This window comes from Burkholderia sp. Bp8963, assembly GCF_003854275.1.
Lineage (GTDB): Bacteria > Pseudomonadota > Gammaproteobacteria > Burkholderiales > Burkholderiaceae > Burkholderia.
In genome coordinates, this window is record NZ_QTQP01000034.1 from 46,547 (window position 1) to 71,484 (window position 24,938).

24 protein-coding genes are annotated in these 24,938 nt (G+C 67.7%); 18 read left to right on the forward strand and 6 right to left on the reverse strand.

All coding sequences use genetic code 11. The features are described from left to right. Position 1: 1 nt before the first annotated feature. Positions 2 to 889: a phosphatidylinositol-specific phospholipase C gene (locus tag DID96_RS25320; RefSeq protein WP_185732356.1), complete on the forward strand. Its 888-nt coding sequence runs from the start codon at positions 2 to 4 to the stop codon at positions 887 to 889. 51 nt (positions 890 to 940) lie between these two features. On the opposite strand, the gene DID96_RS25325 is transcribed toward DID96_RS25320, so the two are convergent. Then, complete coding sequence (locus DID96_RS25325; RefSeq protein WP_124601990.1) at positions 941 to 1,690, reverse strand: NrtR DNA-binding winged helix domain-containing protein; 750 nt, start codon at positions 1,688 to 1,690, stop codon at positions 941 to 943. Between the two features lie 91 nt (positions 1,691 to 1,781). Between DID96_RS25325 and DID96_RS25330 the strand changes: the two genes are divergently transcribed. Continuing rightward, positions 1,782 to 2,810, forward strand: a complete 1,029-nt coding sequence (locus tag DID96_RS25330; protein WP_124601991.1) for an SPFH domain-containing protein — start codon at positions 1,782 to 1,784, stop codon at positions 2,808 to 2,810. Then, positions 2,807 to 3,739 (forward strand): sugar kinase, encoded by a 933-nt coding sequence (locus tag DID96_RS25335; RefSeq protein WP_124601992.1) that lies wholly within the window; start codon positions 2,807 to 2,809, stop codon positions 3,737 to 3,739. Before DID96_RS25330 ends, DID96_RS25335 begins: the two co-directional genes overlap by 4 nt. An 11-nt stretch (positions 3,740 to 3,750) precedes the next feature. Here the strand turns inward: DID96_RS25335 and DID96_RS25340 are convergent, their stop codons facing one another. Further along, positions 3,751 to 4,548: a DNA-binding transcriptional regulator gene (locus DID96_RS25340; protein ID WP_124601993.1), complete on the reverse strand. Its 798-nt coding sequence runs from the start codon at positions 4,546 to 4,548 to the stop codon at positions 3,751 to 3,753. Positions 4,549 to 4,800: 252 nt separating this feature from the next. Between DID96_RS25340 and DID96_RS25345 the strand changes: the two genes are divergently transcribed. From DID96_RS25345 to DID96_RS25375, 7 genes are all read left to right on the forward strand, one after another. Next, the gene (locus DID96_RS25345; RefSeq protein WP_124601994.1) at positions 4,801 to 6,651 is read left to right on the forward strand and encodes a bifunctional 3-(3-hydroxy-phenyl)propionate/3-hydroxycinnamic acid hydroxylase; all 1,851 of its coding nucleotides are present in this window, start codon (positions 4,801 to 4,803) and stop codon (positions 6,649 to 6,651) included. 1 nt (position 6,652) lies between these two features. After that, positions 6,653 to 7,624, forward strand: a complete 972-nt coding sequence (locus DID96_RS25350; protein ID WP_124601995.1) for a 3-carboxyethylcatechol 2,3-dioxygenase — start codon at positions 6,653 to 6,655, stop codon at positions 7,622 to 7,624. Positions 7,625 to 7,628: 4 nt separating this feature from the next. Continuing rightward, positions 7,629 to 8,408: a fumarylacetoacetate hydrolase family protein gene (locus DID96_RS25355; RefSeq protein ID WP_124601996.1), complete on the forward strand. Its 780-nt coding sequence runs from the start codon at positions 7,629 to 7,631 to the stop codon at positions 8,406 to 8,408. An 8-nt stretch (positions 8,409 to 8,416) separates the two neighbouring features. Beyond that, positions 8,417 to 9,364 (forward strand): acetaldehyde dehydrogenase (acetylating), encoded by a 948-nt coding sequence (locus tag DID96_RS25360; RefSeq protein WP_124601997.1) that lies wholly within the window; start codon positions 8,417 to 8,419, stop codon positions 9,362 to 9,364. Between the two features lie 12 nt (positions 9,365 to 9,376). Next, complete coding sequence (gene dmpG, locus DID96_RS25365; RefSeq protein WP_124601998.1) at positions 9,377 to 10,390, forward strand: 4-hydroxy-2-oxovalerate aldolase; 1,014 nt, start codon at positions 9,377 to 9,379, stop codon at positions 10,388 to 10,390. A gap of 108 nt (positions 10,391 to 10,498) precedes the next feature. After that, complete coding sequence (gene mhpT / locus DID96_RS25370) at positions 10,499 to 11,746, forward strand: 3-(3-hydroxy-phenyl)propionate transporter MhpT (protein WP_124601999.1); 1,248 nt, start codon at positions 10,499 to 10,501, stop codon at positions 11,744 to 11,746. A 111-nt stretch (positions 11,747 to 11,857) separates the two neighbouring features. Continuing rightward, entirely contained in the window at positions 11,858 to 12,727 is an 870-nt protein-coding gene (locus DID96_RS25375; protein WP_124602000.1) for an alpha/beta fold hydrolase, read from the forward strand. Between the two features lie 125 nt (positions 12,728 to 12,852). On the opposite strand, the gene hcaR is transcribed toward DID96_RS25375, so the two are convergent. Beyond that, positions 12,853 to 13,746: a DNA-binding transcriptional regulator HcaR gene (hcaR, locus tag DID96_RS25380; protein WP_124602001.1), complete on the reverse strand. Its 894-nt coding sequence runs from the start codon at positions 13,744 to 13,746 to the stop codon at positions 12,853 to 12,855. 124 nt (positions 13,747 to 13,870) lie between these two features. Here hcaR and hcaE point away from each other — a divergent pair, with 124 nt between their 5' ends. The 5 genes from hcaE to hcaD are packed head-to-tail and all read left to right on the forward strand — an operon-like array spanning position 13,871 to position 18,160. Continuing rightward, positions 13,871 to 15,229, forward strand: a complete 1,359-nt coding sequence (hcaE, locus tag DID96_RS25385; protein WP_124602002.1) for a 3-phenylpropionate/cinnamic acid dioxygenase subunit alpha — start codon at positions 13,871 to 13,873, stop codon at positions 15,227 to 15,229. Next, positions 15,226 to 15,768: a 3-phenylpropionate/cinnamic acid dioxygenase subunit beta gene (gene hcaF, locus DID96_RS25390; protein WP_124602003.1), complete on the forward strand. Its 543-nt coding sequence runs from the start codon at positions 15,226 to 15,228 to the stop codon at positions 15,766 to 15,768. Before hcaE ends, hcaF begins: the two co-directional genes overlap by 4 nt. Positions 15,769 to 15,770: 2 nt before the next feature. Then, positions 15,771 to 16,091, forward strand: coding sequence for a 3-phenylpropionate/cinnamic acid dioxygenase ferredoxin subunit (gene hcaC, locus DID96_RS25395; protein WP_124602004.1), 321 nt, complete (start codon positions 15,771 to 15,773; stop codon positions 16,089 to 16,091). Then, entirely contained in the window at positions 16,088 to 16,900 is an 813-nt protein-coding gene (gene hcaB / locus DID96_RS25400; RefSeq protein ID WP_124602005.1) for a 3-phenylpropionate-dihydrodiol/cinnamic acid-dihydrodiol dehydrogenase, read from the forward strand. Before hcaC ends, hcaB begins: the two co-directional genes overlap by 4 nt. A 39-nt stretch (positions 16,901 to 16,939) precedes the next feature. Next, positions 16,940 to 18,160, forward strand: a complete 1,221-nt coding sequence (hcaD, locus tag DID96_RS25405; RefSeq protein WP_260464006.1) for a 3-phenylpropionate/cinnamic acid dioxygenase ferredoxin--NAD(+) reductase subunit — start codon at positions 16,940 to 16,942, stop codon at positions 18,158 to 18,160. 30 nt (positions 18,161 to 18,190) lie between these two features. On the opposite strand, the gene DID96_RS25410 is transcribed toward hcaD, so the two are convergent. Next, positions 18,191 to 18,802 (reverse strand): LysE family translocator, encoded by a 612-nt coding sequence (locus DID96_RS25410; protein ID WP_124602006.1) that lies wholly within the window; start codon positions 18,800 to 18,802, stop codon positions 18,191 to 18,193. A gap of 368 nt (positions 18,803 to 19,170) precedes the next feature. On the opposite strand from DID96_RS25410, the gene DID96_RS25415 reads away from it, so the two are divergent. Continuing rightward, the gene (locus DID96_RS25415) at positions 19,171 to 19,698 is read left to right on the forward strand and encodes a GNAT family N-acetyltransferase (protein WP_124602007.1); all 528 of its coding nucleotides are present in this window, start codon (positions 19,171 to 19,173) and stop codon (positions 19,696 to 19,698) included. 18 nt (positions 19,699 to 19,716) lie between these two features. On the opposite strand, the gene DID96_RS25420 is transcribed toward DID96_RS25415, so the two are convergent. Both DID96_RS25420 and DID96_RS25425 read right to left on the reverse strand, forming a co-directional pair. Next, positions 19,717 to 20,778, reverse strand: coding sequence for an alkene reductase (locus tag DID96_RS25420; protein WP_124602008.1), 1,062 nt, complete (start codon positions 20,776 to 20,778; stop codon positions 19,717 to 19,719). Between the two features lie 66 nt (positions 20,779 to 20,844). After that, positions 20,845 to 21,153, reverse strand: a complete 309-nt coding sequence (locus DID96_RS25425; RefSeq protein WP_124602009.1) for a helix-turn-helix transcriptional regulator — start codon at positions 21,151 to 21,153, stop codon at positions 20,845 to 20,847. A gap of 721 nt (positions 21,154 to 21,874) precedes the next feature. On the opposite strand from DID96_RS25425, the gene DID96_RS25430 reads away from it, so the two are divergent. Both DID96_RS25430 and pntB read left to right on the forward strand, forming a co-directional pair. After that, positions 21,875 to 23,467: a Re/Si-specific NAD(P)(+) transhydrogenase subunit alpha gene (locus DID96_RS25430; protein WP_124602010.1), complete on the forward strand. Its 1,593-nt coding sequence runs from the start codon at positions 21,875 to 21,877 to the stop codon at positions 23,465 to 23,467. Between the two features lie 13 nt (positions 23,468 to 23,480). Further along, complete coding sequence (pntB, locus tag DID96_RS25435) at positions 23,481 to 24,893, forward strand: Re/Si-specific NAD(P)(+) transhydrogenase subunit beta (protein WP_124602011.1); 1,413 nt, start codon at positions 23,481 to 23,483, stop codon at positions 24,891 to 24,893. Positions 24,894 to 24,938: the final 45 nt, after the last annotated feature.

The window sequence follows — 24,938 nt, forward strand, 5'->3', positions numbered from 1 at the left end:
CATGATCCTTCCGCACCACGCTTCGCCGCTGCCGCTTGCCGACTGGATGTCGGCGCTCGGCGACGCACAACCGCTGCATACGCTGACCGTACCGGGCAGTCATGACACCTGTGCGTATACCGTCAACACGGTCGACGACGCGCTCGTGCGCACGCAATGCGCGCCGCTCGACGCGCAACTGATGCACGGCGTGCGCATGCTCGACATCCGCTGCCGGCACGTGCGCGATGCGTTCGACATCCATCATGGCGGGATCGCGCTCGGGATCACGTTCGACGACGTGCTTGCCGATTGCGCGCGTTTTCTCGCCGCGCATCCGCGCGAGTGCATCGTGATGTCGGTGAAGGACGAATGGCCGGCGCATGCATGCCGCCGCAGCTTCGATGCGACGTTCGACGCGCATTGCGCGCGGCATCCGGCGTTGCGCTGGCATGCGGGCAGCGCGCTACCCGCGCTGGGCGACGTGCGCGGCGCCGTCGTTCTGCTGCGGCGCTTTCGCAGCAGCCGGCCGCTCGGCATCGACCTGACCGCGTGGCCGGACAACCACACGTTCACGATCGACCATCCCGATGCGGCGTTCGTGATCCAGGACGAATACCGGGTGCCGGTCGCGGCATCGATCGAACACAAGTGGCACGCGATCGATGCGTTGCTCTCGCGCATGCCGTCCGCCGACAGCGGCCGCTGGGCGCTCAACTTCAGCAGCGGCACGGGCATGGGCGCGAATCCGTCGGTCGTCGCGCGCGGCAACGGCAACGTGAAGGGCATCCACGCGCGGCTTGCCGAGCGCTTGCGTGTGCAACGCGGCCCGTGCGGGATCGTGCTGCTCGACTTCTGCGACGACGACGATTGGGCGCTCGTGCGCGCGCTGGTCGCGTGCAACGGGTGACGATGTCCCGAGCGACACGCCGCACCAGGACAGGCGGCCCGCCCCGATACGTCAGTCGCCGCCGCGCGGGCTGAACGTGCGCGGAAACACGACGGGCGCGCGCCGGTCCATGAGCCGATAGCCGAGCGCCGGCCGGTTCGATTCGCCGGCGACATGACCGTCTTCTTTCAGAAATCCCGCCGCGAGCATCCGCGTGCGGAAGCCGCTCTTGTCCACCGGCCGGCCGAGCACGACCTCGTACATGCGCTGCAGCTGCGGCAGCGTGAACGGCTCCGCGAGCAGGAACGCCGGCAGCGACGTGTATTCGACCTTGCTGCGCAGCCGTTCGACCGCCGCCTGCAGGATGTCGTCGTGATCGAAGGCGAGCCCGCGCGCGTGCGTGATCGTGTCGACGGGGAACCACGCGACCTCCGCAGCATTGGCCCCGCGCGCGAGCGTCACATCCTGCGCGGGCATCAGCGCGAACCACACGTGCGTGGCTGACCAGCCGCGCGGGTCGCGCGTCGCGCTTCCCCAGCTGCCGAGTTGCTCCAGATACGGGCTCGTCACGCCGGTCTTGTCGAGCAGCTTGCGGCGCGCGCAATCCTCGAGCGTCGCGTCGACCGCCACGTCGACAAACCCGCCCGGCAGCGCCCAGCATCCGGGAAACGGCTCGCCGGCATCGGCCGGGCGCTGCACGAGCAGTACCTGCAGCGCATTGTCGAGCACCGTGAAGATCACGACGTCGACGGTCGTGTAGGGCAGCGGAAACTCGGGCGCTTGCGCTGCGCGTCGTGCGGACGCGGGTTTCTTTTGAGCCATGGCGAACCAGGAAAACTTGACGGCCCCTATTCTAGGTTGTATTGTGCAACTCATACAAGTTGCACTGTACAACTCAAGCGGGGAGTCCAACATGTTCGGGATTCGATTCATCAAGTCGCAGCCGACCGTCCACCTGATGCAGTTCCGCGCAGGCAAGGTCGTGCGCGAGGGCGCGGGGCTGTCGTTCTTCTACTATGCGCCGGCGACGACGCTGGTGTCGGTGCCGGTCGCGAGCCAGGACCGGCCGTTCATCCTCGAGCTCGTCACGGCGGATTTCCAGAGCGTCACGGTGCAGGGGCAGGTGACCTACCGCATCGGCGACCCGCACCGTACCGCGGCAATGATGGATTTCTCGCTGGCGAAGGACGGCCGGTCGTACGTGTCGGACGATCCGAAGCGGCTCGGCGATCGCGTCGCGATGCAGGTCGAGGTGATCGTCCAGCAGGCCGTGCAGTCGCTGGAACTGAAGGAAGCGCTGCGCGCGTCGGCGGCCATCGCGCGCACGGTGCAGGCCGGGCTCGCGAGCCAGCCCGAGATCGACGCGCTGGGCCTCGAGATCCTGGGCGTTTCGGTGATGGCCGTGAAGCCGACGCCGGACATCGCCCGCGCGCTCGAGGCCGAAGCGCGCGAATCCAACCTGAAGGCGGCCGATGACGCCGTCTATCTGCGCCGGATGTCGGCCGTGGAAAACGAGCGCGCGATCCGGCAGAACGAACTCGATACCGACATCGCGGTCGAGCAGAAGAAGCGGCAGATCCGCGAGACGCAGATGGAAGCGAAGGCGACGTTGATGCGCCGTGAAAACGCGCTGCGCGACGAGCAGATGGCGGCGGATGTCGCACTCGAGGAGCAGCGCAAGGCGTTTGTCGCGGGGCAGGCGCACAACAGCCGGACGCTCGCGGAAGCCGAGGCGCACCGCGTGGCGGCCGTGATGCAGGCGCTCGAACACGCCGATCCGCGCATCGTCAATGCGCTCGCGGCGGCCGGCATGCAGCCGGGCCAGCTGATCGCGCAGGCGTTCGGCGGCATCGCCGAGCGGGCGGAGCGCATCGGGCAGCTCAACGTGTCGCCCGAGCTGCTGCAGGGCCTGATGAGTGCCGGCGCGCGGGCGGCATCATGAACGCCGGGATCCGCAAGGTCGTGCTGGTGACGCGCCAAACGCGGCTCGACGCGCTGATTGCGCGGCATCACACGCTCGCGCAGGCGAAGTTCTACCTCGAGCACCTCGGCGCAGATTTCTCCGACTACGTCGCCGAGCATGCCGCGTACGCCAGCAGCATGGCGCTCGCCGTGCGTGCGCTCGAGGACTGGGGGCGCTACCAGATCGTCGATCGCAGCTATCTGCCGAACTTCATCTTCGCGGCCGACGATATCGTCGTGTCGCTCGGGCAGGACGGGTTGGTCGCGAATGCGATGAAGTACCTGGACGGGCAGCCGCTGATCGGCCTGAATCCGGAGCCCGGCCGGTGGGACGGCCTGCTGCTGCCGTTCGAGCCATCGGCGCTCGGGGCGGTGCTCGCGGACGTCGCGCGCGGCCGCCGTCCGACGAAGGCGGTCACGATGGCGGAGGCGCGGCTGTCGGACGGGCAGGTGCTGCGGGCGGTCAACGACCTGTTCATCGGGCCGCGCACCCATGCTTCGGCGCTTTACGAGATCGAGCTGGGCGAGCGGCGCGAGTCGCAATCGTCGTCCGGCATCATCGTATCGACGGGCCTCGGTTCGACCGCATGGCTGAAGAGCGTGGTGACGGGCTCGCTCGGCGTCGCGCACGCGATGCAGCACGCCGCCGGCGATTTCGAGTACCAGCCGCAGCCCTGGGATAGCCCGCAACTGACGTTTGCGGTGCGCGAGCCGTTTCCGAGCCGCGCGTCGAAGGCCGGGCTCGTGTTCGGCCAGGTGAGCGCAGGAGAGCCGCTGCGGCTGCGCTCGCGCATGCCGGAAAACGGCGTGATCTTTTCCGATGGGATGGAGGCCGACTATCTGCGCTTCACCGCCGGCATGGAAGCGACGGTGACCGTCGCCCGCACGCAGGGCTGCCTGGTCGTGTAGCCCGGCGTCGGTCAGGCGGGGCCGGCCTCGCCTTCGAGCCCCGCGACGATTTCCTGCGCGGCGCGCTGCAGCTCGGGCACGAAGCGCCGGATCGCTTCGGCCGACGCAATCGCCTTCGACAGATAGATCACGTTCAGGCTGCCGAGCACGTGCCCGTGCGCGGCAATCGCCACCGCGACCGCGCCGATCTTCTTCTGCGCGCCCCAATCGCTCGCATTGAGCCCGAAGCCGTCCGTGCGGGTCTGGCGGATCAGGTTCGCGATGTACGCGTCGTCGAGCGCGAGGCGGCGCTGTTCGTCGTCGTCGGCATTCGCACGCAACAGCGCGAGGATGTCGTCGCGTTCCGCGTCGGGGCATGCCGCGAAGTACGCGCGCCCGGCCGCCGTCAGCAGCATCGGCAGCCGGCGCCCGACCATCGACCGGTGGAACGACAGCGGGCTGAAGCGGTGCGTGGTCTCGCGGATGATCATCGCGTCGCCGTCGGGCGTCGTCAGGTCCGACGGCCACACGACGCGCTGCGTCAGTTGCGCCATCACCGGCGGCGCGACCGTCGAAATCCATTCGTCGTCCGTAAAGCCTTCGCTCAGCGCGCGCACGCCGAGCGCGAGCCGGAAGCTGTCGTCGGACGGGCTGCGACGCACGCATCCCTCGTCGACGAGCGTCTCCAGCAGCCGCCGCACGGTGGTGCGGTGCAGCCCGGTAGCCTCGCTGACCTGCTGGCTCGTCGCGCGGCCGTTCTCCATCGCATTGAGCGCGCGCAGCACCTGCAGGCCACGCGCCAGCCCCCGCACGCTGGTGTATTTCGGCACGATAAAGTCCTTATAAATCAATGATGTGCATCAGATGCACATTCCGCTCAAATTGTTGAGGCGCGATATTGCGCTCCTTAGACTCTGTTCGAAACCGGATGCACGGGCGCGGAGAAGGCCCGGTGGAGGGCGTCGGCGAAGACCCGTCCATCGTAGCAGAGCGTGCGTTGCCGCAACGCGGGCGCCGGTTCGAAGGTGGAGACGCGCGGCGGCAAGCCGCGCCGGACAGAAACAGCTTTGCAGGAGACACAGATGCCCGCCCAACACGAGGCTGCCGCCGCGCCGGCCAGCCCGCATGTCATCGCGACTGACGTCGCGATCATCGGCGCCGGCCCGGTCGGCCTGATGATCGCGAACCTGCTGGGCCAGCAGGGCGTCGGCGCGGTCATCATCGAGAAACTCGAGCAGATCATCGACTACCCGCGCGCGATCGGCCTCGACGACGAAGCGCTGCGCGTCTTCCAGACGGTCGGCCTCGCCGACGCGCTGCTGCCGCACACGACCCCCGACCACTGGATGCGCTTCGTCACCGGCAGCGGCCATTGCTTCGCGTCGATCGAGCCGCGCACCGACGAGTTCGGCTGGTCGCGCCGCAACGCGTTCATCCAGCCGCTCGCGGACCGCGTGCTGTACGACGGGCTGAAGCGCTTCGCGCATGTCGACGTGCTGTTCGGACACGCGCTCGACACGTTCGCGCAGGACCGCGACGGCGTGACGATCGACGTCGTCGACGCGCACGGCGCGAAGAAGACCGTGCGCGCCGCGTACCTGGTCGGCGCCGACGGCGGCAACAGCTTCGTGCGCCGCACGCTGAACGTGCCGTTCGAAGGCCGCACGAAGCCGAACCAGTGGATCGTCGTCGACGTGCGCAACGACCCGCTCGGCTCGCCGCACGTGTACCTGCATTGCGACGCGGAGCGGCCTTACGTGTCGGCCGCGCTGCCGCACGGGATCCGCCGCTTCGAATTCATGGTGATGCCCGGCGAGACCGAGGAACAGCTGTCGCGGCCCGAGAACCTCGCCGCGCTGATCCGCAAGGTGGTCGCCGATCCGGACAAGGTCGACTACATCCGCAAGCGCGTGTATACGCACAACGCGCGGCTCGCGCGCCGCTTCGATGTCGGCCGCGTGCTGCTCGCGGGCGACGCTGCGCACATCATGCCGGTCTGGCAGGGGCAGGGCTACAACAGCGGGATTCGCGATGCGAGCAATCTCGGCTGGAAGCTCGCGATGGTCGCGAAGGGGCTCGCGCGGCCCGAGCTGCTCGCGAGCTATACGCTCGAGCGGCGCGACCATGCGCGTTCGATGATTCATCTGTCGGAAGTTGCAGGCGACATCTTCGCGCCGACGACGCGCGTCGGCCGCGTCGTGCGCGACGGGTTCGTGCGCGCGCTCGGTTTGATCCCGGCCGCGAAACGCTATTTCGTCGAAATGCGCTTCAAGCCGATGCCGCGCTACGAAGCCGGCGTCGTGATGCTGCCGCAGCGCACGCGCGACGGCGGCGTGCTGGCCCGGCTGCTCGACCGCGCGGGCGGCACCGCGCCGGGGCGCCTGCTCGGCCTGATGAGCCAGAAGCGCAGTTCGTGGTTCGGGCAGCTCGTGTATGGCCGCGATGCGTTCGGCCAGTCGCCGGTCGGCCGGATGTTCGTCCAGCCGCGCGTGCGCACGGCCGACGGCCGCACGGTGCGGCTCGACGACGCGATCGGCAACCGCTTCGCGGTGATCGGCTGGGGCAGCGACCCGACCTTCGGGCTGACCGACGCGGCGCGCGCGGTGTGGGAGCGGCTCGGCGCGTGCTTCGTGCTGGCAAAACCGGACGTGCAGCTCGACTATGCAGCCGACGTTCCCGACGGCGTGATCGCGATCGGCGATACGACGGGCCGCCTGAAGGACTGGTTCAGCCGGATTCCGCAGTCGGTCGTGCTGCTGCGACCGGACCGTTTCGTCGCGGGCGTGTGTGCGCCGCAGGAAGTGTCGGACGCGATCGTCGAGCTCGCCGCGCTGCTGCAGCTCACGGATACCGTGCCGGCTGCACGCACCACACGCCCCGCGCAGGCCGATGCGCTCGCGCACGCGGCTGCCGCGCAACCGGCGGGAGCGTGACATGCCGATCCAGCTCGAATGCCTGTCCCATACGCCGCTGCAAGGCTATTTCGATCCGGCGCCGCACGTGGTGGCCGAAGTCGAACGCGTGCAGGCCGCAGCCCGCGCGCGTGTCGAAGCGTTCGATCCCGAATGCATCGTGCTGTTCGCGCCCGACCATTACAACGGCTTTTTCTACGACCTGATGCCGCCGTTCTGCATCGGCATCGCCGCGGAATCGATCGGCGACTACCGGAGCCTCGCGGGCTCGCTGAACGTGCCGGCCACGTTCGCCCGCGAACTGGCCGAGGCCGTGCTCGACAGCGATGTCGATGTGTCGGTGTCGTACCGGATGCAGATCGATCACGGCTTCGCGCAGGCGCTCGAAGTGCTGACGGGCGGCCTCGACTGCTACCCGGTGATTCCCGTGTTCCTGAACTCCGTCGCGGCGCCGATGGCGACGCTGCGCCGCGCGCGGCTGCTCGGCGACGCGATCGGCCGCTTCGTCGCGCGCTCGGGCCGTCGCGTGCTGGTGGTCGGCTCGGGCGGCATCTCGCACGAGCCGCCGGTGCCGGAGCTGGCCACCGCGAGCCCGGAGATGGCCGAGCGGCTGATCGCCGGACGCAATCCGGACGCCGATGCGCGCGCCGCGCGCCAGGCGCGCACGATCGCGGCGGCGCGCACGTTCGCGGCCGGCGACAGCCCGCTGCACGCGCTCAATCCCGAATGGGACCAGGCGTTTCTCGACGTGCTCGCACGCGGCGACCTGAAGGCCGTCGACGGGATGACCAACGACGCGATCACGCGTGACGGCGGCAAGTCCGCGCACGAGATCCGCGCGTGGGTCGCCGCGTTCGCGGCGCTGGCGGCCGCGGGCCCGTATCACGCGGTGCGGGATTTCTACCGCCCGATTCCCGAATGGATCGCGGGCTTTGCCGCTATGCACGGCTGGTCTGCGGGCGCGCCCGCACCGCGATCGACAGACAAGGAGTGACGACATGCCGACCCCGCAACACATCGATGCGCTGGCTGCTCGCCTGCGCGACGCCGAACGCGAACGCGCGCCGATCGAACCGCTGCGCATGGAAATCGGTGAGCAGAACGCCGAAGACGCGTACGCGATCCAGCAGGCCAATGCGGCGCTGCGGCGCGAACGCGTGGTCGGCCGCAAGATCGGCCTGACCTCGCTCGCGGTGCAGCAGCAGCTCGGCGTCGACCAGCCCGATTTCGGCACGCTGTTCGCGTCGATGGCATACGGCGACGCCGAGCCGATGAGCCTGTCGCAGCTGATCCAGCCGAAGGTCGAAGCGGAAATCGCACTCGTGCTCGAGCACGACCTCGTGCACGAGAAGCACACGTTCGCCGACCTGCAGCGCGCGACCGCGTACGCGCTCGCGGCGATCGAAGTCGTCGACAGCCGCATCGCGGGCTGGAACATCCGCTTCGTCGACACCGTCGCGGACAACGCGTCGAGCGCGCTGTTCGTGCTCGGCAGCCGGCCCGTGCCGCTGAAGGACGTCGATCTTGCCGGCTGCGAGATGACGCTCGCGTCGAACGGCGAAGTGCTGTCGCGCGGCAGCGGCACCGCGTGCCTCGGCAATCCGCTGAACGCGGCCGTGTGGCTCGCCGACCGAATGGTGCGGCACGGCACGCCGCTGCGCGCGGGCGACGTGATCCTGACGGGCGCGCTCGGCCCGATGGTCGCGGTTACGCAGCCGGGCACGTTCACCGCGCAGATCGCCGGCCTCGGCAGCGTGCGCGCCACCTTCAACGAATGAGGATTTCCATGAGCGTTCAGAAACTCAAGGCCGCGATCATCGGTTCGGGCAATATCGGCACCGACCTGATGATCAAGATCATGCGGCATGCGAAGCATCTCGAAGTTGCCGCGATGGTCGGCATCGATCCGGCGTCGGACGGCCTTGCGCGCGCGGCGCGCCTCGGCGTCGCGACGACGCACGAGGGCGTCGAAGGCCTCGCGCGGCTGCCCGAATTCGACGACATCGACTTCGTGTTCGACGCGACGTCGGCCGGCGCGCACGTGAAGAACGATGCGTTCCTGCGCACGCTGAAGCCCGGCATCCGCTGCATCGACCTGACGCCCGCGGCGATCGGTCCGTACTGCGTGCCCGTCGTGAATCTCGACGCGCATCTCGACGCGCCGAACGTGAACATGGTTACCTGTGGCGGCCAGGCGACGATTCCGATGGTTGCGGCCGTGTCGCGCGTCGCGAAGGCCCATTACGCGGAGATCGTCGCGTCGATCAGCAGCAAGTCGGCCGGGCCCGGCACGCGCGCGAACATCGACGAATTCACCGAGACGACGTCGAAGGCGATCGAGGCGGTCGGCGGCGCCGCGCACGGCAAGGCGATCATCATCCTGAACCCGGCCGAGCCGCCGGTGATGATGCGCGACACCGTGTACGTGCTGTCGGAGCCGGCCGATCGCGCGAAGATTGCCGCGTCGGTCGAAGCGATGGCGCGCGCGGTGCAGGCGTACGTGCCCGGCTACCGGCTGAAGCAGGCCGTGCAGTTCGACGAGATTCCCGCGTCCGCGCCGCTGAACATCCCGGGCCTCGGCCGCGTGAGCGGGCTGAAGACGTCGATCTTTCTCGAGGTCGAAGGCGCCGCGCATTACCTGCCAGCGTATGCCGGCAATCTCGACATCATGACGTCCGCCGCGCTCGCGACCGCCGAGCGCATCGCGCAATCGATGCAACGCGTAAGCGCATAAGGAAGCCTCCCGATGAGCAAGAAACTCTACATTTCCGACGTGACGCTGCGCGACGGCAGCCACGCGATTCGCCATCAATACTCGATCCGCAACGTGCAGGACATCGCGCGGGCGCTGGACAAGGCCAGGGTCGATTCGATCGAGGTCGCGCACGGCGACGGCCTGCAGGGCTCGAGCTTCAACTACGGCTTCGGCGCACACAGCGATCTCGAATGGATCGAGGCGGTGGCCGACGTCGTCGAGCACGCGAAGATCGCGACGCTGCTGCTGCCGGGCATCGGCACGATCCACGACCTGAAGGCCGCGTACGACGCAGGCGCGCGCGTCGTGCGCGTCGCGACGCACTGCACGGAAGCGGACATCTCGAAGCAGCACATCGAATATGCGCGCGCACTCGGCATGGACACGGTCGGTTTCCTGATGATGAGCCACATGACGACGCCGGAGAACCTGGCCGTCGAGGCGCAGAAGATGGAAAGCTATGGCGCGACCTGCATCTACGTCGTCGATTCGGGCGGCGCGCTCAACATGAACGACGTGCGCGATCGCTTCCGTGCGCTCAAGGCCGTGCTGAAGCCTGATACGCAGACGGGTATTCACGCGCATCACAACCTGAGCCTCGGCGTCGCGAACTCGATCGTTGCCGTCGAGGAAGGCTGCGACCGGATCGACGCGAGCCTCGCCGGCATGGGCGCCGGCGCCGGCAACGCGCCGCTCGAAGTGTTCATCGCGGCGGCTGGGCGTCTCGGCTGGAACCACGGCACGGATCTCTACACGCTGATGGACGCGGCCGACGACATCGTGCGCCCGCTGCAGGACCGTCCGGTGCGCGTGGACCGCGAGACGCTCGCGCTCGGCTATGCAGGCGTGTATTCGAGCTTCCTGCGCCATTCGGAAGCGGCCGCGAACAAGTACGGGCTGAAGACGGTCGACATCCTCGTCGAGCTCGGCCGCCGCCGGATGGTCGGCGGGCAGGAAGACATGATCGTCGACGTCGCGCTCGACCTCAAGCGCGCGCACGGCTGACGCCGCGAAGGGCTACCGCGGCGCGGCTCTTCGCCGGGCAAGTTCGAGCGCCGCATCTTCATCGACATCGCCGCAAAGAGCGATGCAACTTCAAATTGGAGACGTTTCGTGAACACATCGGTATATGGCCGCGCTGGCGGCACACGCACGATCGGCTTATGCCTGCTCGTCGCGTTGCTGGAAGGACTCGACCTGCAATCGGCCGGCATTGCCGCGCCACGGATGGCGCATGAATTCGCGCTTGGCGCCGCGCAGATGGGCTGGGCATTCGGCATCGGCGCGCTCGGCCTGCTGCCCGGCGCGGCGCTCGGCGGGCGGCTCGCCGACCGGCTCGGCCGCAAGCGCGTGCTGCTGCTGTCGGTCGCGCTGTTCGGCGTGTTCTCGCTCGCGACCACCCGCGTGTGGAACTTCGAGAGCCTGCTCGCCGCGCGCTTCCTGACCGGCCTCGGGCTCGGCGCGGCGATGCCGAACCTGATCGCGCTGTGCGCGGAAGCGGCGCCGCCGAAGCAACGCAGCACGGCGGTCGGCGCGATGTATTGCGGGATGCCGTTCGGCGCGGCGCTTGGCGCTGCGATCGGCGTGTTCAGCACCGACCCGGCCGGTTGGCGGCACGTGTTCTACGTCGGCGGAATCGGGCCGCTGCTGGTCCTGCCGCTGCTCGCGCTTTGGCTGAACGAGTCGGCGCAGTTCGTCGCGGCGCGCACGGATGCGGCGCAGATGGCCGATGCAGGCGATGAGGGTGAATCGGGCGTCGGGCATGCGCTGTGGGGCGAAGGCCGTGCGGCGACGACGGCCGCGCTGTGGATCAGCTATCTCGGCACGCTCGTCGTGCTGTATTTCCTGCTCAACTGGCTGCCGTCGATGGTGATGACGCGCGGCCTCACGCACGCACAGTCGAGCTTCGTGCAGGTGATGTTCAACGTCGGCGGCGGGCTCGGCGCGATCGGCATCGCGAGCCTGATGGACCGCATCGGCCGGCGCCGCACGGTGGTCGGCATGTATGTCGGCATCGCATGCGCGCTCGCGCTGCTGACCGGCGCGCGGGATGCCGCGTGGCTCGCCGGCGGCGGGCTGCTGTGCGGGATGTTCCTGGTCGGCGGGCAGTCGGTGCTGTATGCGCTCGCAAGCGCGATCTATCCGACGCGGATGCGCGGCACGGGCGTCGGCGCGGCCGTCGCGATCGGGCGGTTCGGCTCGATCCTCGGGCCGTTCGTCGCGGGACAACTGCTCGCGCTTGGCGAGAGCACGACGATGCTGATGGCGTCGAGCATTCCGCTCGTCCTCGTCGCGGCGCTGTCCGCGTTGACGGTCGTCGCGCGCGATCGTGAGGGCGAGCTGGCGCTCGCGGCGCAGTAGCGATTTTTCTATCGGAGAACGAAGCGGCCGTGGCGCGCTGCTTCGCGATTTCAGTGGCGGATGCGCAAGCGCGCGTCCGCGTGATCGATGCATGAACGAACGAGGGACGACATGACGCAGCACGCACACACATTGACGGAAGAAGGCACGAGCCGGTTCGTGCAGGTGAAGGTTGGCGAGCACGACCTGAAGCTGCACTACAACGACGCGGGGCAGGGTCGCGAGACGGTCGTGATGCTGCACGGCTCCGGGCCCGGCGCGAGCGGCTGGGCGAACTTCCACCGCAACGTCGGCGCGTTCGTCGACGCCGGCTATCGCGTCGTGCTGCTCGACTGCCCGGGCTGGAGCCGGAGCGATACGATCGTCAACACGGGCTCGCGCTCCGAGCTGAACGCGCGCGCGCTGAAGGCGCTGCTCGATGCGCTCGACCTCGAACGCGTGCACATCGTCGGCAACTCGATGGGTGGCCATAGCGCGGTCGCGTTCGCGCTGCTGTATCCGCAGCAGGTCGGCAAGCTCGTGCTGATGGGCGGCGGCACCGGCGGCCCGAGCCAGTTCGTGCCGATGCCGACCGAAGGCATCAAGCTGCTGCAGAAGGTGTATCGCGAGCCGACGCTCGACAACCTGAAGCAGATGCTGAACATCTTCGTGTACGACACGAGCAGCCTGACCGACGAACTGATGCAGGCGCGCCTCGCGAACATCCTCGCGCGCCGCGACCATCTCGAGAACTTCGTGAAAAGTCTCGCCGCGAATCCGAAGCAGTTCACCGACTACGGCCCGCGCCTCGGCGAAATTGCCGCGCCGGCGCTCGTGATCTGGGGCCGCGACGATCGCTTCGTGCCGCTCGATGTCGGCCTGCGCCTCGTGTGGAGTATGCAGAACGCCGAGTTCCACGTGTTCAGCCGCTGCGGCCACTGGGCGCAGTGGGAGCATGCGGAGAAGTTCAACCGGATGGTGCTCGAGTTCCTCGGCGCGTGAATGTGCCGCACGACGCGTGACGGTCGGGGCCGACTGTCAGGCCGCGGTGAGGCCGCGGTCAGGTCGCGGTCCGGCCGCGCCGCGTGCAATGCGCGGTGCGGCTTTCGCACGTCCGCCGGAGGCGTTCAGCCGGGGCGCCTGAACGGCGCGCGGCGCATCAGGTCGATCAGCGCGTCGAGCTCCGGCGAGTGCGCTTCCGCGCGCGTGACCATCAGCAGGTCGATGTCGGGCGCGGGCGGTGCGAGCGGGCGGCAGCACATCGATTCGCCCGCGAGCGCATCGACGTACGCAGGCAGCAGTGCGATGCCGAGCCCCATGCCGACGAGGTTCAGGTTCAGCAGGATGTTCGTCGCGACCTGCACGACGTCGGGCTGGATCCGATGATCGGCGAAGTATCGCCCGACGATGTCGTATAGCTGGCCCGCATACGCGGGGTTGGTCTGGATGAACGGCTGGCCGTCGAGCATCGCCGGTTCGACCTGCGCATGCGCGGCGAGCGGGTGGCCGGCCGGCATCAGCACGACGAGCGGCTCGGTCAGCACGACTTCCGCGTGCAGGCCCTGTGCATGCACGGGCCGGCGCATGAACGCGATGTCGATGTCGCCGCGCAGCAGCGCGTCTTCCTGCTCCATCGTCGGCAGGCTGCGCAGCTCGACATGCACGCCCGGGAACTGCATCCGCAGCTTCGGCAGGATCGCCGGAAAGATCTCGACTTCCGCCGCGGGCACGAACCCGATCTTCACCGTCAGCGCCTGCTGGCGGCCCGCCTGCCGCGCGCGCGCGACCGCGCGATCGGCCTGCGCGAGCACGAGCCGCGCTTCCGCGAGAAACACGCGGCCCGCTTCCGTCAGTTCTACCTTGCGCTTCGACCGTTCGAGCAACTGCGTGCCGATCTCGTCCTCGAGATCGCGGATCTGCTGGCTCAGCGACGGCTGCGCGGTGTGCAGCCGTTGCGCGGCGCGCGTGAAGTTCAGCTCGTCGGCGACGGCCACGAAATAGCGCAGGTGTCGAAGTTCCATTCGGTTGTGATCGTCAAAACGTCTAACGGCAAACAAACAAACTATTTCACAACGAACGCGCAGCCGACGATCATCGTCGCGAGCCTGTCCGTATGGAACGGATGGTGCCACGGAGGAGACGCAAATGACAGAGAAGCTTGATATCGACGCGCTCGTCGATGCGCGCAATGGCCGCGTGATGTCGTCGATCTATACCGACCCGGCGATCTACGCGCTGGAACTCGAACGCATCTTCGGCCGCTGCTGGCTGTTCCTCGCGCACGTCAGCCAGATTCCGAACGCCGGCGATTTCTTCAACACGTACATGGGTGAGGACCCGGTGGTCGTCGTGCGGCAGAAGGACGGTTCCGTGAAGGCGTTCCTCAACCAGTGCCGGCATCGCTCGATGCGCGTGAGCTTCGCCGATTCCGGCAATACGCGTTCGTTCACGTGCCCGTATCACGGCTGGTCGTACGGCACCGACGGCGCGCTGATCGACGTGCCGCTCGAGGAGCGGGCGTTTCCGCAGGGCCTCTGCAAACAGCATCTGGGGCTGCAGGAGGTGACGCGCATCGCGATCTACAAGGGGCTGGTGTTCGGCAACTGGGACGCCGACGCGCCCGATCTCGACACGTACATGGGCGACATCGCGTGGTATCTCGACGGCGTGCTCGATCGCCGCGCGGGCGGCACCGAGATTGTCGGCGGCGTGCACAAGTGGGTGATCGACTGCAACTGGAAATTCCCGGCCGAACAGTTTGCGAGCGACCAGTACCACGCGCTGTTTTCGCATGCTTCAGCAGTCGAGGTGCTCGGCGCGAAGGCGGGTAGCGGCGACGGCAAGGCGCTCGGCGCGGGACAGACCGCGCGCCCCGTGTGGGAGACCGCGAAGGACGCGTTGCAGTACGGGCAGGCCGGGCACGGCAGCGGTTTCTTCTTCACCGAGCAGCCGGACGCGAACGTGTGGGTCGACGGCGAAGTGTCGCAGTACTTCCGCGAGACCTACGACGAAGCGAAAGCGCGTCTCGGCGAAGTGCGCGCGCGGCGCCTCGCGGGCCACAACAACCTGTTCCCGACGATGTCCTGGCTGAACGGCACCGCGACGCTGCGCGTGTGGCATCCGCGCGGCCCGAACCAGGTCGAGGTGTGGGCGTTCTGCATCGCCGACAAGGATGCGTCCGACGACGTGAAGGCCGCATTCGAGCGCAGCGCGACGCGGGCGTTTGGCCCGGCCGGCTTTCTCGAGCAGGACGATTCGGAGAACTGGGTCGAGGTGCAGAAGGTGCTGCGCGGCAGCCGCGCGCGCAAGACGCAGCTCTGCATGGAAATGGGGCTCGGCGGCGAGCGCGTGCGCGGCGACGGGATTCCCGGCATCACGAACTACATCTTCTCGGAAACGGCCGCGCGCGGTATGTACCGCCGCTGGGCCGACCTGCTGCTGTCGGATACCTGGGACGAGGTCGAGCAGCGCACCCGCGAATACGAACAGGAGCTGCTGAAATGAGTGATACCGCGACGATCGAATGTGTGCCGGTGACGCTCGCACTGCATCACGACATCACGCAGTTCCTGTATCGCGAGGCCGAATGCCTCGACGCATGGCGTTTCCGCGACTGGCTCGCACTGCTGAGCGACGACGTGGAGTACACGATGCGCACGACCGTCAATGCGCAGACGCGCGACCGCCGCAAGGGCGTGCAGCCGCCGACGACCTGGATCTTCAACGACACGAAGGCGCAGCTCGAACGCCGGATCGCGCGGCTCGAGACGGGCATGGCGTGGGCCGAGGAGCCGCCGTCGCGCACGCGCCACATGATCGCGAACGTGCGCGTCGAGCCGGACGGCGAGCCGGGCGAATACGACGTGCAGGTGAACTACCTGCTGTACCGCTCGCAGAAGGAGCGCGACGAGACGTTCTACGTTGGCGCGCGGCGCGACCGCTTGCGGCGCACCGACGACGTCGCCGGCTGGCAACTGTGCCGCCGCGAGATCGTGCTCGACCAGGCGGTGCTGTCTTCCCATAACCTCAGTGTGCTTTTCTGATCATGGCTCGAATTCTCGTAGGCCCCGTCGACGCGCTTGCCGACGGCGACGCAACCAAGGTGGCCGGCGCGCATGGCGCGATCGCGGTGTTTCACGTGCAGGGCGCGTTCTATGCGCTGTCGGACCGGTGCAGTCACGGCAACGCGTCGATGTCCGACGGCTACGTCGAGGACGACGCGACCGTCGAATGTCCGCTGCATGCCGCGCGCTTTTGCCTGAAGACCGGCACGGCGCTGTGCCAGCCCGCGACGGATGCGTTGCGCACGTTCCCGGTCGTCGTCGACGCGGGCACGCTTTACGTCGAAGAACCGGAGGTGGCATGAGCTGGCTCGATGGTGAAGTCGCATTGATTACCGGCGGCGGGTCGGGCCTCGGGCTCGCGCTCGTCGAACGCTTTCTCGCGGAAGGCGCGCGCGTCGGCGTGCTCGAACGTTCGGCGGAGAAGGTCGACGCACTGCGCGCGCGGTTCGGCTCGGACGTCGAGGTCGTGCAGGGCGACGTGCGCGCCTATGACGACAACCGGCGTGCGGTCGAATCGACCGTTGCGCGCTTCGGCAAGCTCGATACGTTCGTCGGCAATGCGGCGCTGTGGGATCACGGCGCGAGCCTGCTCGGCCTGTCGCCCGAGCAGCTCGACGCAGGCTTCGACGAGTTGTTCGCGGTCAACGTGAAGGGCTACCTGCTCGGCGCGAAAGCGGCGGCGGACGCGCTTGTCGCGTCGAAGGGCAGCATGATCTTCACGCTGTCGAATGCGGCGTTCTATCCGGGCGGCGGCGGACCGCTGTACACGGCGAGCAAGCATGCGGCGACCGGCCTGATCCGCGAGCTCGCGTACGAACTTGCGCCACACGTGCGCGTGAACGGCGTCGCGCCGTGCGGGATGGCGAGCGACCTGCGCGGCCCGGAGGCGCTCGGGCAGTCGCAGCAGCGCATCATGGATTCGCGCACGCCGGACGCGATCGCGAGCATCCTGCCGCTGCAGTTCTTTCCGGCGCCGGCCGATTTCACGGGGCCGTTCGTGCTGCTCGCGTCGCGCGCGAACAACCGGACGCTATCCGGGGTGATGATCCAGGCCGACGCGGGGCTCGGCATACGCGGGATCCGTCATGTCGCGGGAGGTCTGCATGTGTGACGCGTGCATGAGCGGCGATGCGCCGGACGGAGCGATGCGATGACGACGGCCGATTGCGTGATCGTGGGCGCCGGGCAGGCCGGCGCGACCGCGGCGGCCGAATTGCGGCGCCGAGGCTTCGAAGGGCGCATCGTGCTGATCGGCGACGAGCCGCATCTGCCGTACGAGCGGCCGCCGCTGTCGAAGGATGTGCTGCTGAAGCCGGACGATGCGCGCGTGGCGCTGTTCCCCGCATCGTTCTATGACGAACAGCGGATCGAGCTGCGGCTCGGTATGCGTGTCGACGCAATCGATCCGGTGCAGCGCAGGCTAGCCCTTGGCGATGGTACGTCGCTCGGCTTCGGCAAGCTGCTGCTCGCAACCGGCGCGCGGGTGCGCCGGCTGCCGTTGCTCGATCGCCTCGGCGATGGCGTGCACACGCTGCGCACGCTAGACGATGCACCGGCGCTCGGCCGCGTGCTGCGGGACGGCGCGCGCGTGCTGATCGTCGGCGGCGGCGTGATCGGCATGGAGCTCGCGTCGAGCGCGGTCGAACTCGGCGCGCGCGTGACGGTGATCGAGCAGGGGCCCGACGTGATGGAGCGCTGTGCGCCTCCGCTGGTGCGCGCGCATCTGCGTGCGCTGCATCGTGCGCGTGGCGTCGACGTGCTGACGGGGCGGCGGCTCGTCGATGCGTCGCGGGACGGTGACACGCTCGCGTTGACGCTGGCTGACGGTACGGTGTTGCGTGGCGATGCGATCGTCTACGGAATCGGCGTCGAGCCAGACACCGCGCTTGCACGGGATGCGGGCTTGCGAACGGATGGCGCGATCCTCGTCGACGGCGCATGCCGGACTTCGCATCCGGACATCTACGCTGCCGGCGACAACGCGGCCGAATACGATGCGCAAACCGGCGCGCACGTGCGTCGCGAAAGCTGGGACAACGCGAACCGGCAGGCCGCGCGGGCCGCCGCCGCGATGCTCGGCGAGCCCGACGACGCACGGCACGTGCCGTGGTTCTGGAGCGACCAGTGCGGCGTGAACGTGCAGTTCGCGGGGGACATGGCGGCAGACACGTGGATCGTGCGCGGCGATCTGGCTGCGTCGGCGTGTGCGCTGTTCGGGTTGTGCAACGGCGTGCTGACGGCGGGCGTCACGCTCAATCGCGGGCAGGACATGCGCAGCATCCGCACGTTGATCGAGCGCCGCGCGGCGCTCGCGCCGGACGTGCTGAGCGATCCGGCGCAGAACCTGCGTGCGCTCGCGAAAGGCGCATAGCGGATGTAGCGGGCGGGCAGCCCGCGCCGTTCACCGCGTTGCGATCGCGACGGCCGCGCCGGCCATCGCGGCCGCGCTCGTGCGATTGGCGATCTTCATCGCGCGCCGTGTCAGGATGAACTTGCGGACGCGCACTGCAACGAAGGACCACGCGCAATCCGACACGATCAGCACCGCGAGCATCGTCGCAACGAGCTCTGCCCAGCCGAGCGCATTGACATGCGACAGATCGATGATGGTCGGCAGCAGCGCGAGATAGAAGAGAACGATCTTCGGATTGCCAAGGGTCACCAGCAGGCCCGCGGCGAACATGCGCCACGGCGACTGACCACGCGGAATGTCGTCCGTTGCGGGGTCGGTCGGCGCGGTCCACATCTTCCACGCGAGGAACAGCAGATAGCCGACGCCGACGAGCTTCAGCACGTAGAACCCGGTCGCGAACGTGTGCGCGACCACTGCGAGGCCGCCTGCAGCGCAGGTCAGCCACACGGCTTCGCCGATCCACATCGCGACGAGGAACGGCAGCACGTCGCGGAAGCCGTTCGTGAGCACGCGCGCGACGAGCGCGGCCACGCTCGGGCCCGGTGTGCCGGCCAGTACGAACAGCGCGATCGCGAATGCAAAGAGACTGGAGGCGCTCATGGATAGGTGGCTCCGTAAGATGCTCAATGGATGATCAGGCGGCCGGCGGGACATGCGCGGGCCCAACTGCAGGGAAAACGTCCCGTGACAGACGGTGTTCCGCGCCGCCCGAACCGAGCGAGCGGAACCATGCGTTCCGATGTGCGCACGAGCTGCCGGGCGTTAAGCGTTACGCGCCGGGCTCGCAGTTGAACGTTCGCATCGTCGGACGCGTGCGCCGGCGCGCCGGCCGGTCGTGCCGGCGGAGACGGGGAGGGCGGTGGCGAATGCGGACGATGTCATGGGGACCTCGAGGGCGAAGCGTTCTCGAAACGTATGAAGTTTCGATTATAGTGACGACCGTTCCCGCTTGCCTACCCCCTGACGCGATGACCCTTCCTGTCACGATCCGCCTCGCTACACCGAACGACGCCGCCGCGATGGCTGCAGTGGAAGTCGCTGCCGCGCAGCGGTTTCGCGCGATCGGCATGCCGCACATCGCGGATGCCGAAGCGACCGATGCGGCGGCCGTGCGTGTGCGCATCGACGCGGGCCGTGCGTATGTGGCGCTCGATGCGCACGGCACGTGCGCCGGGTTTGCGTTCTATCGGCTGCTCGATGCGCAGCGGCTGTATCTCGAGGAACTGGATGTCGCGCCGTCGCACGCAGGGCAGCGGATTGGCGCGCGCCTCGTCGAGACGGTGGCCGAGCGCGCGGCGGCGGACCGGGTCGGGGAGATCGTGCTGTCGACGTTCCGCACGCCGCCGTGGAATGCGCCGTATTACCGGTGCCTCGGTTTCGACGATATCGATGATGCGGCGCTCGACGACGCGCTGCGCGCGATCCGCGCGTATCACCTGTCGCTCGGCCTCGACGAAACGCAGCGCGTGTTCATGCGACGCGCGGTGCGCGCATGAACACGCGGCGGGCAGCCGTCAGGCCGCGTCGCTGAGCGCGGGGTAGTCGGTGTAGCCCGTCTCGCCTTCCGCATAGTAGGTCTCGGGCACCGGCTTGTTGAGCGGCGCATCGAGTTCGAAGCGGCGCGGCAGGTCGGGGTTCGCGATGAACAGCTGGCCCCATGCGATCGCGTCCGCTTCGCCGCGCTCGAGCACCTGCTGCGCGCCGTCGAGCGAGAACTTCTCGTTCGCGATCAGCGGGCCGCCGAACGCTTCCTTCAGGCGCGGGCTCAGGTGATTGCCCGTGTACGACTCGCGCGTGAAGATGAATGCGATCTTGCGGCGGCCGAGTTCGCGCGCGACATAGCCGAACGTCGCGGCCGGATCGGAGTCGCCCATCGTGTGCGCGTCGCCGCGCGGCGCGAGATGCACGCCGACGCGCCCCGCGCCCCAGACGTCGATCGCCGCGTCGACCACTTCGAGCAGCAGCCGTGCGCGGTTTTCGATCGGGCCGCCGTACGCGTCGGTGCGGCGGTTGGTGCTGTCCTGCAGGAACTGGTCGAGCAGGTAGCCGTTCGCGCCGTGGATCTCGACGCCGTCGAAGCCTGCGGCCTTCGCGTTTTCCGCGCCCTTGCGGTACGCGGCGACGATCGCCGGAATTTCGTCGAGTTCGAGCGCGCGCGGCGTCACGTACGGACGCTGCGGACGCACGAGGCTCACGTGGCCGCCCGCGGCGATCGCGCTCGGCGCGACCGGCAGGTTGCCGTCGAGGAAGACCGGATCGGAGATCCGGCCGACGTGCCAGAGCTGCAGCACGATCCGGCCGCCTGCGTCGTGCACCGCGCGCGTCACGCGCTTCCAGCCTTCGACCTGCTCGTCGGACCAGATGCCGGGCGTGCTCGCATAGCCGACGCCCTGCGGCGTGACCGACGTCGCTTCGCTGATGATGAGGCCGGCCGACGCGCGTTCCGCGTAGTAGCGGGCCATCAGGTCGTTGGGGACGCGCGCGTCGCCCGCGCGAGCGCGGGTGAGCGGCGCCATCACGATACGGTTCGGCAGGGTCAGGTCGCCGAGGGTCACGGGGTCGAACAACGTAGGCATACTAATTACCTCTTCACGAATGGCGGACGGATATCCGCTGGCCAGTCCGGCCGGGTGGGCTAGGGTCTAGAGTTCGCGACGCAGTGCGTCGAGAAAGGCGTCGATGACGGCTTCGTTGCGCTTGAAGAACGCCCACTGGCCGATCCGGGTCGACGTGACGAGCCCCGCGCGCTGTAGCGTCGCGAGGTGGGCTGAGACCGTGGATTGCGACAGCCCGCAGCGCGCGTCGATCTGCCCCGCGCAGACGCCGTGGTCGAACGGCAGCGTCTGCTCCGGGAAATGTGCGCCCGGCGTGCGCAGCCATTCGAGGATGTCGCGGCGGACGGGGTTCGCGAGCGCTTTCAGGATCGCGTCGAGGTCCAGGTCAGTTGGCATGGTGCGGCTTCTTCAGGCATACAAGCATCGTCGATGGGCGAATCTTATATCGGATTTTGACGATATGCAAAAAGCCATTGTTCTCAATGGGGGTGATAGGTGTCGACGTACAAAGAAAGCCGCGCTTGCCAGGATGGACGAGCCGGCGCCAAATTATTTCAATTTGCTTTCGGATTTGTCTGGCGGATTGAGTTTGTGGGCGTTGTCGTCACCTGTTCAAACCGGACCATGGTCGCGAGCCTGCCTCATTGCTTCCCGGCAAGGCATTCATGGCATGAATGTCGCTCGATTCAAAAGATAAATTTCAAGAAGACTCCGACACTCGATATGCTCAGCAGATCTGATACGTGTGGCAAGGGCGCTTCGACATTCTCGTCAACAGCGCGGCTGCCAATCCGTATTTCGGACACGTCCTGGTTGCGTCTTGCCGGCCCGTGGCATCCATTGGATCAGGCGGCGCAGAGTAGCGCAGCGCTCGCCGGATGCGCAATGTGTCATCCGATTTCGAGACTCCAATCATCAGTATTGCTTCATTTGATATGGAGTCCGATTTGTTTGAGGGTGTGCTGGCATTGGCGCACTTGATTCAGGTCTGCCTGCGCGTCGAAGCGTTGGGTCCGCCCAACTGTACCCGGCGAGGTTGACTTAGTTACTTTTGAGTGTGGTAACTTGAAGTACCGGCCCGAATTTCTTGCGGCGGCCACTACTGGTAATTCACAATATGACATTAGTGATTGGAGTTCCTCTGGAGACAGCCATTCAGGAGCGGCGCGTAGCGACCGTGCCTGACGTGGTCGAGAAACTGATCAAGCTGGGATTCGCGGTGGCCGTGCAAAGCGGCGCAGGCGCAGGCGCGAACTTTAGCGATGACGATTACCGCGCTGCCGGTGCCGAGGTCGTGGCGTCGGCCACCGATCTGTGGGGGCGCAGCGATATCGTTTTCAAGGTCCGCCCGCCGAGCAGCGAAGAAGTGGCACTGATGCGCCATGGCGGCACGCTGATCGGTTTCGTCTGGCCGGCCCAGAACCCCGAACTGATGCAGCAGCTGGCCGCGAAGCAGGCCACGGTGCTGGCCATCGATTCGCTGCCGCGCACGCTGTCGCGCGCGCAGAAGATGGACGCGCTCACGTCGATGGCCGGCGTGAGCGGCTACCGCGCCGTCATCGAGGCGGCCAATGCGTTCGGCCGCTACTTCAACGGCCAGATCACGGCCGCGGGCAAGGTGCCGCCGGCCAAGATCTTCATCGCCGGCGCCGGCGTAGCGGGCCTCGCGGCCATCGGTACGGCCGCGGGCATGGGCGCGATCGTGCGCGCCAACGACACGCGCGCCGAGGTGGCCGACCAGGTCAAATCGCTGGGCGGCGAATTCGTCAAGGTCGACTACGAGGAAGAAGGTTCGGGCGGCGGTGGCTACGCGAAGGTGATGAGCGAGGGCTTCCAGCAGGCGCAGCGCGCGATGTACGCGCAGCAGGCCAAGGACGCGGACATCATCATCACCACTGCGCTGATTCCCGGCAAGCCGGCGCCGAAGCTCATCACGGCCGAGATGGTGCAGTCGATGAAGCCGGGCAGCGTGATCGTCGACATGGCGGCCGAGCAAGGCGGCAACTGCGAACTCACGGTGCCAGGCGAGGCAGTGGTGCGCCACGGCGTGACCATCATCGGCTACACGGATCTCGCGTCGCGTCTCGCAAGGCAGTCGTCCAACCTGTATGCGACCAACCTGCTGCGCGTGGCCGAGGAGCTGTGCAAGACCAAGGACGGCACGATCAACGTCGACTTCGACGACGACGCGATCCGTGGCCTCACGGTCATCAAGGAAGGCAACGTCACCTGGCCGCCGCCGCCGATCAAGCAGCCGGCCGCCGCACCGAAGGCTCAGACGCCGCCGCCCACGGTGGCCGCGCCGAAAGGCCATGGCCACGGCAGCAGTGAGCCGATGTCGGCCAAGACGCTGGCCATCGTGTTCGGCGTCGGCGCACTGGCTTTCCTGCTGGTTGGCCAGTTTGCGCCGGCCACGTTCCTGTCGCACTTCACGGTGTTCGTGCTGGCCTGCTTCGTCGGCTACATGGTGATCTGGAACGTCACGCCGTCGCTGCACACTCCGCTGATGAGCGTGACCAACGCGATTTCGTCGATCATCGCGATCGGTGCGCTGGTGCAGGTCGCGCCGCCGTTAGGCGGGGCCGCGGTGGGCGACCGGCCGTCCGGGCTGATCCTGGGCATGGCGGTGGGTGCGCTGACGCTCACGGCCGTCAACATGTTCGGCGGCTTCGCGGTGACGCGACGCATGCTGGCAATGTTCCGCAAATAAGGGGACGACAACAATGACTTCCAATCTGACTACCGTCTCCTACATCGGCGCGGCCATCCTCTTCATCCTCAGTCTTGGCGGGCTGGCGAACCCGGAAACGGCGCGCCGCGGCAACCTGCTCGGCATGATCGGCATGGTCATCGCCGTGCTGGCCACCGTGCTCGGTCCGCGTGTGTCGGCTGAGGGCATTCCGTACGTCGTCGCGGCGCTGGTCGTCGGCGGCGCCGTCGGTCTCGTCGCCGCGAAGAAGGTGCAGATGACGCAGATGCCCGAACTGGTTGCGCTGATGCACAGCCTGGTCGGCCTGGCCGCCTGCCTGGTGGGCTTTGCAAGCTACATCGATACGTCGGTGCAGTTCGCCGGCGCAGAGAAGGCCATCCACGAAGTCGAGATCTACGTCGGCATTCTGATCGGCGCGGTGACGTTCGCGGGCTCGGTCATTGCGTTCGGCAAACTCTCGGGCAAGATCGGCGGCAAGCCGCTGCTGCTGCCGGCGCGGCACTGGCTCAACCTGGCTGCGCTGGTGGTGGTGATCGTGTTCGGCCGCGCATTCCTTCATGCGGAGACCATTCAGGCCGGCATGACGCCGCTGATCGTGATGACGGCAATCTCGCTGCTGTTCGGCGTGCACATGGTGATGGCGATCGGCGGTGCCGACATGCCCGTGGTCGTGTCGATGCTCAACAGCTACTCGGGCTGGGCGGCGGCGGCCACCGGCTTCATGCTCGGCAACGACCTGCTGATCGTGATCGGCGCGCTGGTGGGCTCGTCGGGCGCGATTCTGTCCTACATCATGTGTCGCGCGATGAACCGCAACTTCATCAGCGTGATTGCCGGCGGCTTCGGTACGGGCGGCGGTGTGTCCGCGCCGGCGGGCGGCGGCGCGCAACCGGCCGGCGAAGTGGTGGCGGTGAGCGCGATCGAAACGGCCGAGATGCTGCGCGAGGCCAAGAGCGTGATCATCGTGCCCGGCTACGGGATGGCCGTGGCGCAAGCCCAGCATACCGTGCGCGAGCTGACCAAGGTGCTGCGCGAGAAGGGCGTCGACGTGCGCTTCGCGATCCATCCGGTGGCTGGCCGCATGCCGGGACACATGAACGTGCTGCTCGCCGAAGCGAAGGTGCCTTACGACATCGTGCTGGAGATGGACGAGATCAACGCGGATTTCCCCGAGGCCGACGTATCGATGGTGATCGGCGCGAACGACATCGTGAACCCGGCGGCGCAGGACGACCCGACCAGCCCCATTGCCGGCATGCCGGTGCTGGAAGTGTGGAAGGCCAAGACCTCGATCGTGATGAAGCGCAGCATGGCCTCGGGCTATGCCGGCGTGGACAACCCGCTCTTCTATAAGGACAACAACCGCATGCTGTTCGGCGATGCGAAAACGATGTTGAGCGAGGTCTTCGGGGCGCTGAAGGGCTGACGAGAGGGCGTGTTCGAAAAGAGTGCGCCTGAAATCGCACGTCTG